Origin of the sequence: Streptomyces sp. NBC_00057 (assembly GCF_045041165.1) — a bacterium.
Taxonomy (GTDB): Bacteria; Actinomycetota; Actinomycetes; order Streptomycetales; family Streptomycetaceae; genus Streptomyces.
Genome location: NZ_CP108256.1, coordinates 585,279 through 599,647 on the forward strand (window position 1 = coordinate 585,279; position 14,369 = coordinate 599,647).

The 14,369-nt window shown below is 68.6% G+C and carries 5 protein-coding genes and 4 pseudogenes; 6 read left to right on the forward strand and 3 right to left on the reverse strand.

Features of this window, described 5'->3' with window-relative positions; translation table 11 throughout:
- Positions 1 to 105: 105 nt before the first annotated feature.
- The 3 genes and pseudogenes from OG953_RS03005 to OG953_RS03015 all read left to right on the forward strand — a co-directional run.
- Positions 106 to 4,950 (forward strand): polymorphic toxin-type HINT domain-containing protein, encoded by a 4,845-nt coding sequence (locus OG953_RS03005; protein WP_405691589.1) that lies wholly within the window; start codon positions 106 to 108, stop codon positions 4,948 to 4,950.
- Positions 4,951 to 4,952: 2 nt separating this feature from the next.
- The gene (locus OG953_RS03010; RefSeq protein WP_093900453.1) at positions 4,953 to 5,624 is read left to right on the forward strand and encodes a hypothetical protein; all 672 of its coding nucleotides are present in this window, start codon (positions 4,953 to 4,955) and stop codon (positions 5,622 to 5,624) included.
- Between the two features lie 115 nt (positions 5,625 to 5,739).
- Positions 5,740 to 6,256: pseudogene (locus OG953_RS03015) on the forward strand (IS6 family transposase); the annotation flags it as partial.
- Positions 6,257 to 6,314: 58 nt separating this feature from the next.
- On the opposite strand, the pseudogene OG953_RS03020 reads toward OG953_RS03015, so the two are convergent.
- Positions 6,315 to 7,555: pseudogene (locus OG953_RS03020) on the reverse strand (IS256 family transposase).
- Positions 7,556 to 7,695: 140 nt separating this feature from the next.
- On the opposite strand from OG953_RS03020, the pseudogene OG953_RS03025 reads away from it, so the two are divergent.
- Both OG953_RS03025 and OG953_RS03030 read left to right on the forward strand, forming a co-directional pair.
- A pseudogene (locus OG953_RS03025) lies at positions 7,696 to 7,854 on the forward strand (IS6 family transposase); the annotation flags it as partial.
- 693 nt (positions 7,855 to 8,547) lie between these two features.
- Positions 8,548 to 9,450: an IS5 family transposase gene (locus tag OG953_RS03030; RefSeq protein WP_405682330.1), complete on the forward strand. Its 903-nt coding sequence runs from the start codon at positions 8,548 to 8,550 to the stop codon at positions 9,448 to 9,450.
- Between the two features lie 673 nt (positions 9,451 to 10,123).
- On the opposite strand, the gene OG953_RS03035 is transcribed toward OG953_RS03030, so the two are convergent.
- Positions 10,124 to 11,512 carry an IS1380 family transposase gene (locus tag OG953_RS03035; RefSeq protein ID WP_405682333.1) on the reverse strand — a complete coding sequence of 463 codons (1,389 nt, stop codon included), beginning with the start codon at positions 11,510 to 11,512 and terminating at the stop codon, positions 10,124 to 10,126.
- 276 nt (positions 11,513 to 11,788) lie between these two features.
- Between OG953_RS03035 and OG953_RS03040 the strand changes: the two are divergent.
- Positions 11,789 to 12,064, forward strand: a pseudogene (locus tag OG953_RS03040) (HAD-IA family hydrolase); the annotation flags it as partial.
- 753 nt (positions 12,065 to 12,817) lie between these two features.
- On the opposite strand, the gene ltrA reads toward OG953_RS03040, so the two are convergent.
- Positions 12,818 to 14,212: a group II intron reverse transcriptase/maturase gene (gene ltrA / locus OG953_RS03045; RefSeq protein ID WP_405681812.1), complete on the reverse strand. Its 1,395-nt coding sequence runs from the start codon at positions 14,210 to 14,212 to the stop codon at positions 12,818 to 12,820.
- Between the last annotated feature and the right edge of the window lie 157 nt (positions 14,213 to 14,369).

A 14,369-nucleotide genomic window follows, 5' to 3' on the forward strand; every position in this document is an offset into this window, starting at 1 on the left:
CTGACCAGAAGTGGTATTCCATTGCGCTCCAGACCCCCGGGGTCTCCCAGACCCCTGCTTCGACACTCCCGCTTGACCGGCCGTCTGCTCCCGCCGTTGCTTGCCATGGCCCTACTGGCCGGGTCGGGTGTGAGCGACGGGTACACGGCACCGCCGACCGAGTTGGCCGCCGACTACGACTGGTACGAGGACACCGCCGCCGAGCAGTTGCGGCAGGACCAGTGCCTGATGAGCGACGTACTGCGGCTGGGCGGGCCGGCCATGGCCGCCACCGCGAAGGACGGGCTCAACCAGAGTCCAGAGCGGCTGCGGGAGCTGGCCGACCGGGACTACTGGAAGAACACTCCGCTCGCCACCGCGTACCAGTCGGACCAGGATGCCGCGCTTGCTGAGCTGGACCGGCTCGACGCGCTCCACGACAGCTGGAAGATATCCGGGCTCGAGACGCCGGGCGGCTTCGGTTCCGTCGCCGACTTCGAGTGGCCGCCCGGAACCAGCGGTGACGACGGTGAGGACTTCCACTCCCAGACCGGCCTCACGGCGTGGATCGCCGACCAGTTCTGGAAGGACGAGAGCGACTTCTACGAGGACGCGACTCCGCCGGCCGACGCGGAGACCGTCGCGGCGGTCAAGGCTCTGGGGCAGCCGCTGTACGGCAGCGACCCCAATCCGTCCCTGCCGGACTGGAACCGACAGGTCGCCCTGCGGGACGCCTACGAGCACCTGACGGATGACTGGAGCCTGGAGCCGACCGGCGCGGACAACGCCCGCCTCTTCCTGAGCTCGGGCGGCTTCCCGAACAAGGCCCCGGTGCCTGGTACCGCCGAGCACCGGGTCGCGGTCGAGGACCTCAAGTCCCGCTTCGCCGCCTGTGCGTGGCGTGATCCGATGGACCCGGAGAAGGTCCTGGGCGACATCTCCGCAACCGCCGCGGCAGAGTGGCAGCAGGAGATCGGCTCGCAGGCCGCCAAGCGCAACGACATCCTGACCGCGAACAAGAACGCCGTCCAGGCGCTGACCGTGGCCTCCGAGTCGATGGGCAAGATGCTCGGCCACTCGTGGGTCGCCGACCACATCACCCGCTGGCAGGACTACTGGTCCTCGGGCGGCATCGGTTGGATCGGCACCTCCCCGATGGCCGTCCAGATCCCGGGCGCGACTTTCCCGGGTGCGACCGGCAAGTGCCTGGGCGTGCAAGGTTCCGGCACCGCGAACGGCACGGCTGTCGAGGCCGTCGCCTGCTCCACGGCGGCCGCCCAGCAGTGGAGGATCAACGGGGGCTACGGCGAGGGCTACAGCCTGCAGAACGTGAACTCGCAGAAGTGCCTCGACGTCGCCACCAACCAGAAGAAGATCCAGATCTGGACCTGCAACGGCACGCCCATGCAGGTGTGGAAGTTCAGCGTCCGGGCCGGCGCCACCCTGCAGAACCTGGGGGCGAACAAGTGCCTGAGCCCCATATACGACGCCGGACAGCAGGTGCTCGCGGCCGCCTGCAGCGACGCTGCCACGCAGAAGGTGCTGTTCAAGGTCTCCGAGCACAACGGCAGCGTTCCGCCGTCGACGGAGTTCACCAAGGCGTCGCAGCGGCTGAGCGCCGCGCGCACAGGAGCACAGGCCGAGCTGGCCGAGCTCAAGCGCCAGGCGACGGCCGCGACGGCCGCCCAGACCGCCAGCGCCACCGCCGAACAGGCGGCGTACGCGATCGCGGACGCCAACGGGGCGCCGCGGGGCCGCGGTCTGCTGGTAGGCCAGCAGAAGGCACAGGTCACGCAGGGAGCAGCGGCCGCGGTCGCGGCGCTGGTGAAGGCCGGCGAGACCGCCGAGGCGGCCACCCGGGCGGCTGCCGCGGACAGCGCCACGATCGCCCAGCGGGCGCTGGCGCAGGCCGCGCAGTCCAAGGCGGAGTTCCGCAAGCAGGCGGCCTACCGGGCCGAACTACAGGCCAAGGCGGCCGCGGACGCGGCCAAGCTGCACCGTGACAACGCCAAGAAGGACAAGGAGCTGGCCGAGGCCAAGCTCGCCGAGTCCCTGGTCGCGGAGGCGGACGCCAAGGCGGCGGCGGCCGACGCGCACGCCAAGCGGCTGAAGGCCGAGGCCGAAGAGGCCACGGCGAAGAAGGAGAAGGAGACCGCCGACCTCAAGAAGTCGGAGGCGGCCCAACACCGGCAGACCGCAGAAGCCGAAGCGGCCAACGCCGAGACCGCCAAGGGCAAGGCCGAGACGTCGGAAGCCACGGCGGTGGCCCGGAAGAACGACGCCGAAACCGCCAAGGATCGTGCCAGGGAACTGCGCGACGACGCGTGGGACGCCCAGCAGAAGGCCGACGCAGCACGCGCCAAGGCCGACGCCAAGGAGGCCTACGCCGAATCTCTGGAAGCGGGGGATGCGGCGGACGCCGCGCGGGCGGCGGCCAATGAGGCCGACCGGCACGCGGACGACGCCGAGGCGGCTGCCGGCCGGGCCCGTACCGCGGCCGACGCGGCCACCCAGGCGGCAGCGGACGCGGACGCGGCGGCGACCCGCGCGGAGGCCGCCGCCAAGCGCTCCCGGGCAGCGGCGGACGAGGCGCAGGCGGCGAAGCTGCGGGCGGACGCCGCGGTGCGCACCGCGACCAGCGCCGCTGCCGACGCCATCGACGCCTCCGAGCACGCCTCGGCCGAGGCCGCGTTGTCGGTCAAGGCGGCCAACGAGGCCGAGGCGCAGGCCAAGACGGCCAAGGCCGAGGCGGACGCGGCCAAGGCCGAGGCCGACAAGGCCACCGTCGCCTCGGCGAAGGCGGCGGGGTTCGCCTATGTCACCGCGCAGGCGGCGGTGGACGCCGGGAACTCGGCGGCGCAGGTCGCGGCTCCCGCGAACGACGCGATCCAGCTCGGCTCGCCGTACGTCACCAAGGACTCGGCCGCCTCTCTGGTGGTCCTGTCCGGCCAGGCGGCGAAGACCATCGCCGAGCAGCAGAAGGCCGTCGCGGACGCCCACGCCACCAACGCGGCCGAGGAAGCGGCTGCCGCCCAGGTCATCGCCGACCAGGCACAGGGCGACGCCAAGGCCGCCTATCAGCACGCGGCGAACGCCGCCAAGCACGCCGCGGACGCCCGCGGCTACTCGAAGGAGGCACTGACCTACGCGGCCGCAGCGGCGACCGCCGCGGCGAAGGCGCAGCAGTCGCTGGCCCGCACCATCGAGTACGGCCGGCAGGCCACGGCCGACGCGGCTGCCGCCGACAAGGCCGCGGGCCGCGCCGAAGGCTACGCCGAAGCCGCCCGCACCTCCGCCGACGCCGCCGCCCTCGACGCCGACGCCGCCCGCGCGGCCGCCACGCAGGCGGAAGAGTCCGCCAGCCAGGCCAGGGCCGCCGCCGAGCGGGCCGACGCCGCCGCGACGGCGGCGGAGGAAGCCGCCAAGGACGCCCAGGCATTTGCCGAATCAGCACAGCAGGCAGCCGAGTCCGCCGAACGCAAGGCCGCCAACCAGACGGTCAGCGACGGCGCCGGCACCAGCTTCGGCGGCGGCACGTTCTTCGTCGTGGACGAGGACAGCGTCAAGGTCACGGATGTCAGGCAGCACCAGCCGTGCGAGCTGCCGCCCGGCCTCGGCACGAGCTGCACGGTCACCTTCACCTACACCTTCGACGTCAAGGTCGACTACTACCTGTGCACCAACTCCAACGTGCCGGCGACCCAGTCGGGCTGCCCCTCGGTGGACACGGTGCACCTGGGTTCAGAGCCCTTCACCGGCCTGAAGAAGGACATCACCAAGACATTCACTCAGTTGGAGATCCTGCAGGGCTTGCTCAAGACCTATCTCGAGATCGGCAAGCAGATCCTGGTCCAGGACTTCCTGGACTGCTGGCACGGCAGTGTGTCCGGCTGCGCCTGGGCGGCGTCCAACTTCATCCCGGGTAAGGCGCTAGGCAAGGTCGTCGAGGGGCTCAACGCCCTGAAGACCGCCATGCGCACGGGCACCGGGGTGCGGGAGGCGTTCAACGCGCTGAAGGCACTGGACATCGCCCCGGCGACCCTCGCCAAGATCGAGAACACTGTCGACACGTACGAGGACTTGGTTACCACCTGCATCCGGAACAGTTTCCCCGGAGGCACCCAGGTACTCATGGCGGACGGCTCCCACAAGGCGATCCGCGACGTGCACGTCGGTGAGACGGTGCTGGCCACCGATCCGCAGAGCGGGCAGTCCGCGGCCCAGCCGGTGACCGCGACCTTCAGCCACGACACCACGCGGCTGGTGGACATCACCGTCAGCGGCGGAGTCCTGACCAGCACGGCCGGTCACCGGTTCTACGTCGCGGAGCGCGGCTGGACGCTGGTCTCGGACCTGCGGGTGGGCGACCGCCTGCGCACCCCCGACGGAAGCCGGCACCGGGTGCAGGGCCTGCGGGACCGCGCCAGCCTGGCGCCCCGTGAGGTGTTCGACCTCACGGTCGACGGGTTCCACTCGTTCTACGTCGGCACCGCCGGGCAGCGTTCCCGCGACGTCTTGGTGCACAACTGCACCAACATCCTCGCCGACGAGGGCCTCGAGGGTGCGCACACCCTCGAGGACCATGTGGACCTCAGCCCCCAGAAGCTGGCCGACAAGCTGGCCAAGGACGGCGTGGCCACGCAGTGGGCCAGCAAGGACATCGCCGTCGCGGCGGTCGACCAGGCCATGGCAGACTGGATCAAGCTGCCCGGCAACGGGGACAAGCTGGAGGCCTGGCGCCTCAGGCAGGCCCAGCGGGCCGGCAAGGGCATCGGCTTCGACCCGAGAAAGGACCTGCTGCCCATCCGCTTGCAGGTCACCGGGCACGGCGCCTCGCTCGGTACGAAGTGGGTGAAAGGCGGCAGCTCGGCAGGCGAGGCCGTCGGCAACACGGTGGTAATCCAGCTGAAGTTCGCCAAGGGGCATATGAAGCCCAAGACCTGGGTCGTCTACACCGCCTACCCGGAGTAAACATGACATACGAGACCGGCCTCACCTGGCTCTCCGAGCAGTGCGATGAGCTGGCGGACCTGCCTCCTGCGGAGATGGACTGCCTCATCGAGCGGGGGCCGGTCTCGGCCATGCTCCTGATCACCGAACGGTCGGTCCGGGAGCTCGGCCACCCGGCGTCCCTGCAGCTGGGCCGTGACGTACGGCGGCTACTGGACTCCGGCCTGGCGGACGACACGATCCGCACGGCCTGGGTCGGCTCAACCGACCACGCGTTCGACCCGGCCAAGCAGCAGGTCGGAGCGCGGGAGTGGCTGGAGCGGATCGAATCGGCCTGGCTCGCGGCGGAATCCCACCGTGACCCCGGCTTCACCCCGCCCCCGGCCGACCCCGTGACAGACGAGTCGCTGTGCGCCGCGGTGCACAGGGCGACGGCTGCGGTGGCCGCCGCGCTGACGCGGGCGCACGAGGAAGGAGAGGTGTTCAACCCGCTGCCGCTGCCCGCCCCCCTGGTACCAACGCTGGAGCAGGTGATCACCGGGGCGTGTGCCGACCTCGGTTTCCGGCTCTTCCTGCGCGCGGTCAAACGCCACGCGCTGCCGCTAGACGGCCCGTGCCGGGCAGCGCTGGTGGCGCTCGGCGAACGTCTCGGCTACCCGGAAGGTGCAGTCGACCAGGGCCTTCAGAGGGACTGACGTTACGAGGGGTGGGCGGGACGCACGTCCCGCCCACCCCTCGCAGCAGACGTCAGTACACCGACTCTGCCTCGTCCATCCGGTCCACCGGCACCGTCTTCGGGACCCGGTCGAGGTGATCTCCCACTGCGTGTGGCTGTACTTCCGCTTCCCGTTGTCATTCCGTGAGGTGGAGGAGCTGATGCTGCAGCGCGGCATCATCGTCTTCTACGAGACGGTCCGCCGCTGGTGCCTGAAGTTCGGACAGGCCTATGCCGACGGACTGCGCCGCCGTCGGCCACGGCCCGGGGACAAGTGGCACCTGGACGAGGTCTTCATCAAGGTCAACGGCGAGCTGAAGTATCTGTGGCGGGCCGTCGACCAGAATGGAAACGTCCTCGACATCCTCGTCCAGAATCGGCGGGACAAGACCGAGGCAAGACGCTTCTTCCGCCGCCTGATAAAGAAGACCCGTACGGTGCCGGGGGTGGTCGTCACCGGCAAGCTCCGCTCCTACAGCGCGGCGCACCGCCGAGGTCATGCCCTCGGCGGAACACCGCTCCCACGAGGGCCTGAACAACCGGGCGGAGAACTCCCACCAGCCCAGGCGGCAGCGTGAACGCGGGATGAAGGGATTCCGTTCCGTAGGCGGGGCCCGGTCACGTCCGGTGGCGTGGTGTATCGACGGCCACGCGGTGATCCATCGTGAGGTTAGGCAGTGAGGGCTGCTGGCTCGGTTGTCTCGGCGGGGTTTCCTTCGATCAGGTGAAGGCGGCAGCGGCCGAGGATCTCGGGTCCCATATAGCGGCGCTGTTCGGCCCATTCGTCGCTCTGCTCGGCCAGGACGGCGCCGATCAGGCGGATGATGGCGCCTCGGTCGGGGAAGATGCCGACGACGTCGGTCCGGCGCCTGATCTCTTTGTTCAGTCGTTCCTGGGGGTTGTTGGACCAGATCTGCTTCCACACTTCGTGGGGAAAGGCGGCGAAGGCCAGGAGGTCTTCGCGGGCGGCTTCGAGGTGCTCGGCGGCCTTGGGGTACTTCTCGTCCAGGCCGGCGATGGCGGCGGCCATCTGCTTGCGGACGGCGGCTGCGTCGGGCTGTTCGAAGACGGTCCGCAGCAGGGTCGCCACCCACGGTTGGGCGGATTTGGGAACCTGGGAGAGCAGGTTGCGGGCGTAATGGGTGCGGCAGCGCTGCCAGGCGGCGCCGGGCAGAGCGGCGCCGATGGCGCCCACCAGGCCGACGTGGGCGTCGGAGACCACCAGCTCGACGCCGGTCAGGCCGCGGGTGGTCAGGGAGCGCAGGAACGCCAGCCAGCCGGCGCCGTCCTCGCTGGAGGCGACGTCGATGCCGAGGACTTCGCGTTTGCCCTCGTTGTTGACGCCGACGGCGACCAGGCAGTGGACGTTGCCGACGCGGCCTCCTTCGCGCACTTTCTGGGTCAGGGCGTCGACCCATACCAAGGTGTAGGGGCCGGGCGTCCAATGGCCGGTTGCGGAACTCGGCGACCCGGGGCGTCGAGGACCTTGGCCATCTCGCTGACCTGGGACTTGCTCAGCTGGGTGACGCCGAGGGTGGCGGCGAGTTTCTCGACCCGGCGGGTGCTGACGCCGAGCAGGTAGCAGGTGGCGACCACGGAGATCAGGGCCTGTTCGGAGCGGCGGCGGCGCTCGAGCAGCCAGTCGGGGAAGTAGGAACCGGAGCGGATCTTGGGGATGGCCAGGTCGATGCTGCCGGCCCGGGTGTCCCACTGGCGGTGCCGGTAACCGTTGCGGGAGTTGACGCGTTCCTCACTCGGCATGCCGTAGGACGCGCCGCAAGCGGCGTCGACGTCGGCGGACATCATGGCGTCGGCGAAGGTCTTCACCATCTGCCGCAGCAGATCGGGACTCGCCGAGGCGAGGTTCTCCTCCAACAGGGCTGCAAACGGCAGACTGTCCGGTGCGGTCATCGTGCTGGTCTCCTTCAAGAGCTTGGTCGTTCTCGAAGGATCAGCCGGTGGCCGTCTTACGTTCAGGCTTCTCACCCAACTACGGGATCAAACCCCCGATTTAGATGGAAACCCGTACACCACTTCCCTGGACGCAACCCGGGGCCCAGCGGTTCCTGTCCGCGTTCAGCGGCAGCTCGCCCCACTTCCGCCCTCACCGCCACCTGATGACAGCCTCCGACCACCGAGCCGAGATGACCGTCCGCTTCGCGATCTGGGACCAGATCACCCAAGCTGCCAGCCGGCCCACCACGGCCTGACCACAGGCCTGGACCGCAAGCCCACCATGCCCCAACGCGCCGTCAGGCACCGACATACTCAACAACTTGACAGCGCCCTCATGAGCGGTAGGGGCTGGCCTACAGCCTCGGCGGGCTGCCCGAAAGGCGAGGCGATGAAGCGCCGCGGGTCAGTTTGTCGTACGTAGTCGGGTGTTGTTGGGCCATCGAGGCGGCTGGGCGGTGCTCGACAATCTGTCAGAGGTTGAGACCGGCGGTGGTGAAGTCGTCGATCCACGCTTGGAGGGACTGGCGGCCAGTAACGGTGGGTCATTCCCTCCGGCCAGGTCTCGGCCACGTGGCGGGCGTCGAAGTAGCTGTTGCCGTTGGCGAGCCAGTTGGCGGGGGTGGCCCGTGGACACGATGAGCCGGCCACGCGGCTGAAGAACACGGCGGAGTTCCCTCAGCATGGCGACGCGGTCACGGACGTCAGCGGGGCAAGACTCGCGTCCGGAACGTCTCCAAACTGCCCCGCCCCACTCTCACCGGCCCTACGGGTGGAGCCCAGTGGGAGCAGAATCGGGCACGCCGAACGATGGTGGTGCCGGAAAGCTCCGAGGCTCACGTGATAGGGTCGCCTCCCTGAGAGCCTGTCGGGTGGCTGATCATGCGTGAAGTGTGACGGTCGTGATCTGCCCTCCGGGCATGGCGACGGCCCCGGAATGATCACGTGGTGTGTGCCAGTGTGACAACTCCGAGGCCGTCAGCGGCCCATGCTATCCGTCCAGCCTGACCGATGAGATGTGGGAGATCGTCCGGCCGCTCCTTCCCGCGCGTGACCTGCGAAAAGGCGGCGGGATACGCAAGTACGGAGACCGGCTGGTGCTCGACTCGGTCTTCTACGTGCTGCGCTCGGGCTGCCAGTGGCGGATGCTTCCGCGCGACTTGATGCCCTGGGACGCGGCCCACCGCTGGTTCACCAAGTGGCGCCGGGACGGCACCTGGGACCGCGTCCACGACGAGCTCCGCCGCCAGGTCCGGATCGGGGCCGGACGCGATCCCGAGCCGTCGGCCGCCGTGATCGACGCCCAGTCGATCAAGACCAGCGAGGGCGGCGAGGCGCGTGGGTTCGATGCGGGCAAGCGAACGACAGGGCGGAAGAGACACGTGATCGTGGACACGATGGGCCTGCTGCTAGTCGTCGCGGTCACCTCCGCGTCCGTGCAGGACCGGGCCGGAGGCCGCATCGTCCTGGCCCGTCTCGCGAAGGGATTCCGCACGGTCAGTCTGGTGTGGGCCGACGGCGGATACGCCAACTCCGTTGATTCCACGCTTCTTTCATGGGCCCGGGGCGCGTTGAACATCGTCGTCGAGATCGTGAAGCGGACCGACGACGTCAAGGGCTTCAAGGTCCTGCCCCGCCGCTGGGTGGTGGAGCGAAGTTTCGGCTGGCTGGTCCGAAACCGTCGGCTGGCCCGCGACTACGAACGGCTGACCGCGACCTCCGAGGCCATGATCAAGGTGGCAATGATCCGCCTGATGCTCGTCCGGCTCGCCGGACAGCCCTTGCGGTGGAGCCATGAATCCCACCGCAAGACCGCACGAGCCAACACCGTCGAGGACTACATCGCAGCGTAATCAATCGGCCACCCGACAGGCTCTCAGCCTCACCCCAGCCCCGGCTGGCCTGCCGCACCTGACGGCCTGACCTCGCGCCCTCTTGAACTCCTCTACCCACCCGGCATCCCCCGCCTTGTCCAGAAATGAGAAGCACCGCCGTGTCACCGCTGGATCCCGTCCTGCCACCAACTTGCGGCACCCGCATACCGCTCACCGAGGCGATCCACCGACTCGCCCATCGGGGGCGCCCCGGCTCCACAGGTCGGCCGCCTCGGCGTACGCGGCAGCGGTCGACACCGGCGGGTGTGCCATTGCCAGCAGGACGTCATGCACCTCATTGCGAGCCTCGCTGTACGTCAATCCGCCCGCAGGGGTTAGCGTGGCGGATGCATACACGCGTGACGGGCATTGTCGTTCAGGACGGCCGACTCCTTGTGCTGGATCAGGACACCGACGGGCCGAGGCGCTGGTCTCTGCCCGGCGTTCATTAGGCAAGTCCGTTGTCGGATACTGCAGTGTCGGCTGCTTCAGCCCGGATCCACCGGCTTGATTGTGGTGTGATTGGTTCGGGGTCGTGCAGGGCGTGTCGGGGCTGAGTTGCGGATTCGGGCGTGAGGTGGCCGCTGGTCTGTCCAGCTTTTCCACTTTTCCGCAGGTGTCGGGCCCTTTCGGGCAGGTCGGTCAGGGAGTGTCAGAGGGCTGGTGGCGCGTGCACGATGCTGAAGAGCTGGGTGAAGTCCGTGCTCCAGGGCCAGCGTTCGGGTAGGTGCAGGGTGAGGCGGCGGGCCGAGCGGGCCAGGCGGGCGGGCACGTTGATCAGGTGGTCACGGATGGTGGCGGTGGTCGCTCTGGCATGGAACGTTCCGGCCAGTGCGCCGGCGGCGCGGGTCAGGTTGTGCGCCAGGGCTGCCAGGGCGAGCCACGCGGCATTGGCCTGGAAATGTCCGGAGGGCGCGTGGGCGAAGGCGCTGTTCTTGACATCCGCGATCACCTGCTCGACGACAGCGTGCCGTCGGTGATCACGCTCGGCATTGTTCAAGGAGAGCGGGGAGTCGGTGAACACGGCGTGGTAGCGCCAGGTGTCAAACAGCGTGCCCTGTCCGGCGGGGACGGCTTCAGCGCTCAGGCGTTTGACGCGGCGCACGATCAGACGGGCGGTGACCTGCTGCTTCTTCGGCTTGGAGGTGAAGGCGGTGTAGCCGGTCTCGGCTATCTCGGCGTCGGAGATCCAGCACTGGCCCTCCTCGTCCCAGACCGCCTGGGGGTACTTGATCGGCGTCCAGGCGCCCTCATCGATGCGGGCGATCGCGGCCTTGACGGAAGCATTCATCCGCACGGTGATGGAGAACCGCGCGCCCAGCGCCCGGCAGGAGTTCACGACATCGGCGCCGTAGAACGCCGAGTCCGCCCGCATCACCAGCAGGCCACTGGCGCCGCAGGCGCGAGCGGTGCGGATGGTCTCGGCGACGAATGCCGCCGCCCCGCGCGCGGAGTTCGACGGTCCCTTGCGCAGCCTCGTGGCGGCGATCACCGGGGCGGCCAGGGGTGTGGAGACGATGCCGAGCAGCGCGTTCAGGCCCTTGACCTTGCTGTATCCGTAACCGGCTCCCTGCTTGGCGTAGCCGTAGGTGCGGCGGATGGTGTCGTCGATGTCCACGTAGGCGACCTGGCCCGCGCCGGGCAGCAACGGCGCGTGACGGGCCAGTTCGGGAAGGAACCGGCGGGCCACAGCATGCAGTTGCTTCACATGCCCGTGCGTGAAGGAACGCAGAAACGACCCCAGCGTGGACGGGGCCCGCACACCGGAGAAAAGGCGGCCCATCGCGCCGTGCCGTAGCCGGTGCATGTCATCGATGCTGTCGGCGCCCGCGACCATGCCGCCCACCAGCGACATCACTTTCGCCGCGGGGAAGGCACCGGTGCCGTCCTTCGAGGCCGGCAGACGGATGTATTCCCCGACCAGTGCGGGCAGACCGCACCGCTCGGCCAACCGCACCACCGGCTCCAGGCCGCCGTACGCGATCAGGTTCGGGTCGTCGAACGCGGATGAGACCGCCGCTGCGGCATGGGAAGATTGCATCTCGGAAGTGCCTTGCTGATCGTGCCTGATGTGGTCCTAGAGAAACCCCATCATCGCAGGTCACAAGGCACTTCTTCGTTCCCCGAGAAACTGTCCACAGACATCAAGCCGGTGGATCCAGGTTCAGGGCCACGTGTCAGGGCCAGCCCGGAATGAACTGCGACGCCGTCTTCGCCCGGCCTTAGACGTGGCAAAACAGCTGCTCGGCCGAGCACAGCACGTCCGAACGAAGCCACGGCGTCACATCGACCGCCAGGACCAGGCGCCCGCCGCCGGAACGCGACCCTAGAGCTGGAGAAGGACCTGGCCTCGATGGGGCTGGCGGATCTCGCGGACCACGTCGTCAGCAGCGCCCGGGTGGGGGTGGCCAAGCCGGACCGGGAAATCTACGAGATCGCGGCCGGGCGGGCAGGGGTCGCCCTGGACCGGTGCCTCTTCGTGGACGACCGGCTGGAGAACATCGAAGCCGCCGTCGGGCTCGGGATGACCGGCGTGCACTACCGCCAGCCCGGTGACCTCCGCGAGGCGCTGAGCTTCCTGCCGAATACCTGAAAGCGCCGTAACGACCGGGCAGTGCGGGACCGCTACAGCTCACTGCAAAGCAGACGAGCAACCTCGGGAAGCGCGGCGTAGTCGACCAGCTCGCCAACAACAGGAAGTGAGACAACTCCGTCCAAGTCCGTGTGAACGGTCATGTATTTTCATGATCGCTCACGCTCCGGACCTTGTAGGGTCGGCAATCGTTTCCGAAGCCCTACTTGCCTGACTTGACACGAGACAGCTGTGTCTGACCTGTACGAATGCCTTCTAGGTATAAGTGACGGGATTGGCGTGTGCTTGCGTTACACCTCTGCCTGCGGCGCGCTGCCCGCACGGGCCAGCACTCGGTGAGGGGGACCGTGCAAGGGCCGATAGGCTGGTGCTTCGAACACCAATCGGGGGAACCAGGATTTCATGGACACTCGGCCGTCTCTGGTAGGAGCGGTGGCCACTGCGCGCGCTCTGGGAACCATCGCGTTGCTGGTAGGGCTGGTCACCTGACCGTGGCCTCGGCATACTCCCCATAGGCGGCCATTTACGGCCCCACTGATGGCCAGGGATTTCCCCACGGACGGCCAGATATCTCCCCGCTCGCCCCAGACGTACCCGGTCGGCGAAGCTCGAGCGGGTGAAGAACAGCAGGGAGATCATGGACATCCTTGAGTAGGGTCGGGGACTGGCGCGGTGGCCTGTGAGGCTCCGTTTCCAGCCCCCGCCCGTCAAACCGTGCATGCGCTTCTCGCGCACACGGCTTACCGACATCGTTCACCGGCTGGCATGCACCGCCACCCTGCGCACGTTTCCAGACAGGCGAAAGGCTCCGAGCCTGGCGAACCACGCGCCATCGTGGCGCTTGCCCCACTTTCTGCCCGGGATGCCGCGCTTGCGATTGTCGAAGATCGCGAGACGCTCGTGGACGTAGCTGTCGATCGTGGAGAACTTCCCGGCGGAATTGCCGTTACGGAAGTACGCCGCCCAGCCTCGCAGGACCGGGTTCAAGTCGGCGACCACGGCCGACAGCGACCGTCCCACGTGCCGACGGTCGGTCGCCGCCCGGATCTTGTCCCGCAGCACCCCCATCGCCCGCTGAGACGGCCATCGTTGCAGGTGGAACCTGCCACGGCGGCGCCACGATTCCACCTTCCGGTGGTGGAAGCCGAGGAAATCGAAACCCTGCCCACCCCTGGCGAGATGGACGATGCCGGTCTTCTCCGGATGCAGCTGCAACCCGAGGCCGACCAGCACCGTCCCGGCCAGTTCCCGCGCCTGCACGGCACGTTCCCTGGTCGGGCACAGAATCACGAAGTCGTCGCAATACCTCACCAACACCCCGAGCCGGTGCCCGTCTCGCTGCCATGCCACGTCCAGGACGTGCAGAGCAATATTGGCGAGCAACGGTGAGATCGGTGAGCCCTGTGGGGTCCCTGCTCCTGGTGAGCCGGTCGCCCCGTCCTCCAGAACCCCCGCCCGGAGCCACATCCGGATCAGCTTCAACATCGGGCCGTCCACGACGCGCCGGGCCACCTGGGCCACGAGGGCGTCATGCCGAATCGATCCGAAACAGTCGCGGATGTCGGCCTCAAGCACCCACTCCCGGCCCCGGTTCGCCTCCACGCGCACGCTCTCGCACGCGTCAATCGCGGACCGCTTGGGCCTGAACCCATAGCTGACCGGCAGGAAGTCCGCTTCGAAGACCGGTTCGAGAACCAGTTTCGCGGCGGTCATCACCACCCGGTCCGCCACCGTGGGGATCGAGAGCGGCCGGAACTCTCCCGGCCGCCCCGGCTTGGGGATCAGGACCTGCCGCAGCGGTGACGGGCGATACGTATGCGCCCGCAGTTGCTGCGACAAGTCGTTGAGGAACTCCTCCACCCCGGCGGCGGCCACGGCATCGACGGTCACCCCGTCCACGCCGGGAGCGCCCCGGTTCGCACACACGCCGGACCAGGCCCGCCACAAGACATCTCTGCGGGAGACATGGCCGTACAGGGAATGAAACCGACGTTCAGGATCTTGCTTGGCACAGCGGTAGAGCGTCCACTGCAAGGCACGGACCTTGTCCAAAGGCCGGCCATCCAGTCGTGCGACGCCTTCCTTCCGGCGGGCGGAACTAGCCACTCCGGCACTCACCCGAGCCACCTCCTCACACGCGACACGCATCGATGAAGCAGGGGCCCTTCGCTCCTGACGGGTTGTGTTGTCCCGCCGATCGGCACTACTACGACCCCCTCCGACTGCCTCTCGGCAGCCCGCCACTTCCCGGCTCCACCGGTTATAGGCGGGCCCTGCTTCCCGGGCCGCAGACCCGGGGCCGAGG

Excerpts from the sequence above, each read along its gene's own strand:
- OG953_RS03035 (WP_405682333.1), bottom strand. The coding sequence starts at position 11,512 with ATGCAATCTTCCCATGCCGCAGCGGCGGTCTCATCCGCGTTCGACGAC.
- OG953_RS03005 (WP_405691589.1), top strand. The coding sequence starts at position 106 with ATGGCCCTACTGGCCGGGTCGGGTGTGAGCGACGGGTACACGGCACCG.
- OG953_RS03010 (WP_093900453.1), top strand. The coding sequence starts at position 4,953 with ATGACATACGAGACCGGCCTCACCTGGCTCTCCGAGCAGTGCGATGAG.
- ltrA (WP_405681812.1), bottom strand. The coding sequence starts at position 14,212 with ATGCGTGTCGCGTGTGAGGAGGTGGCTCGGGTGAGTGCCGGAGTGGCT.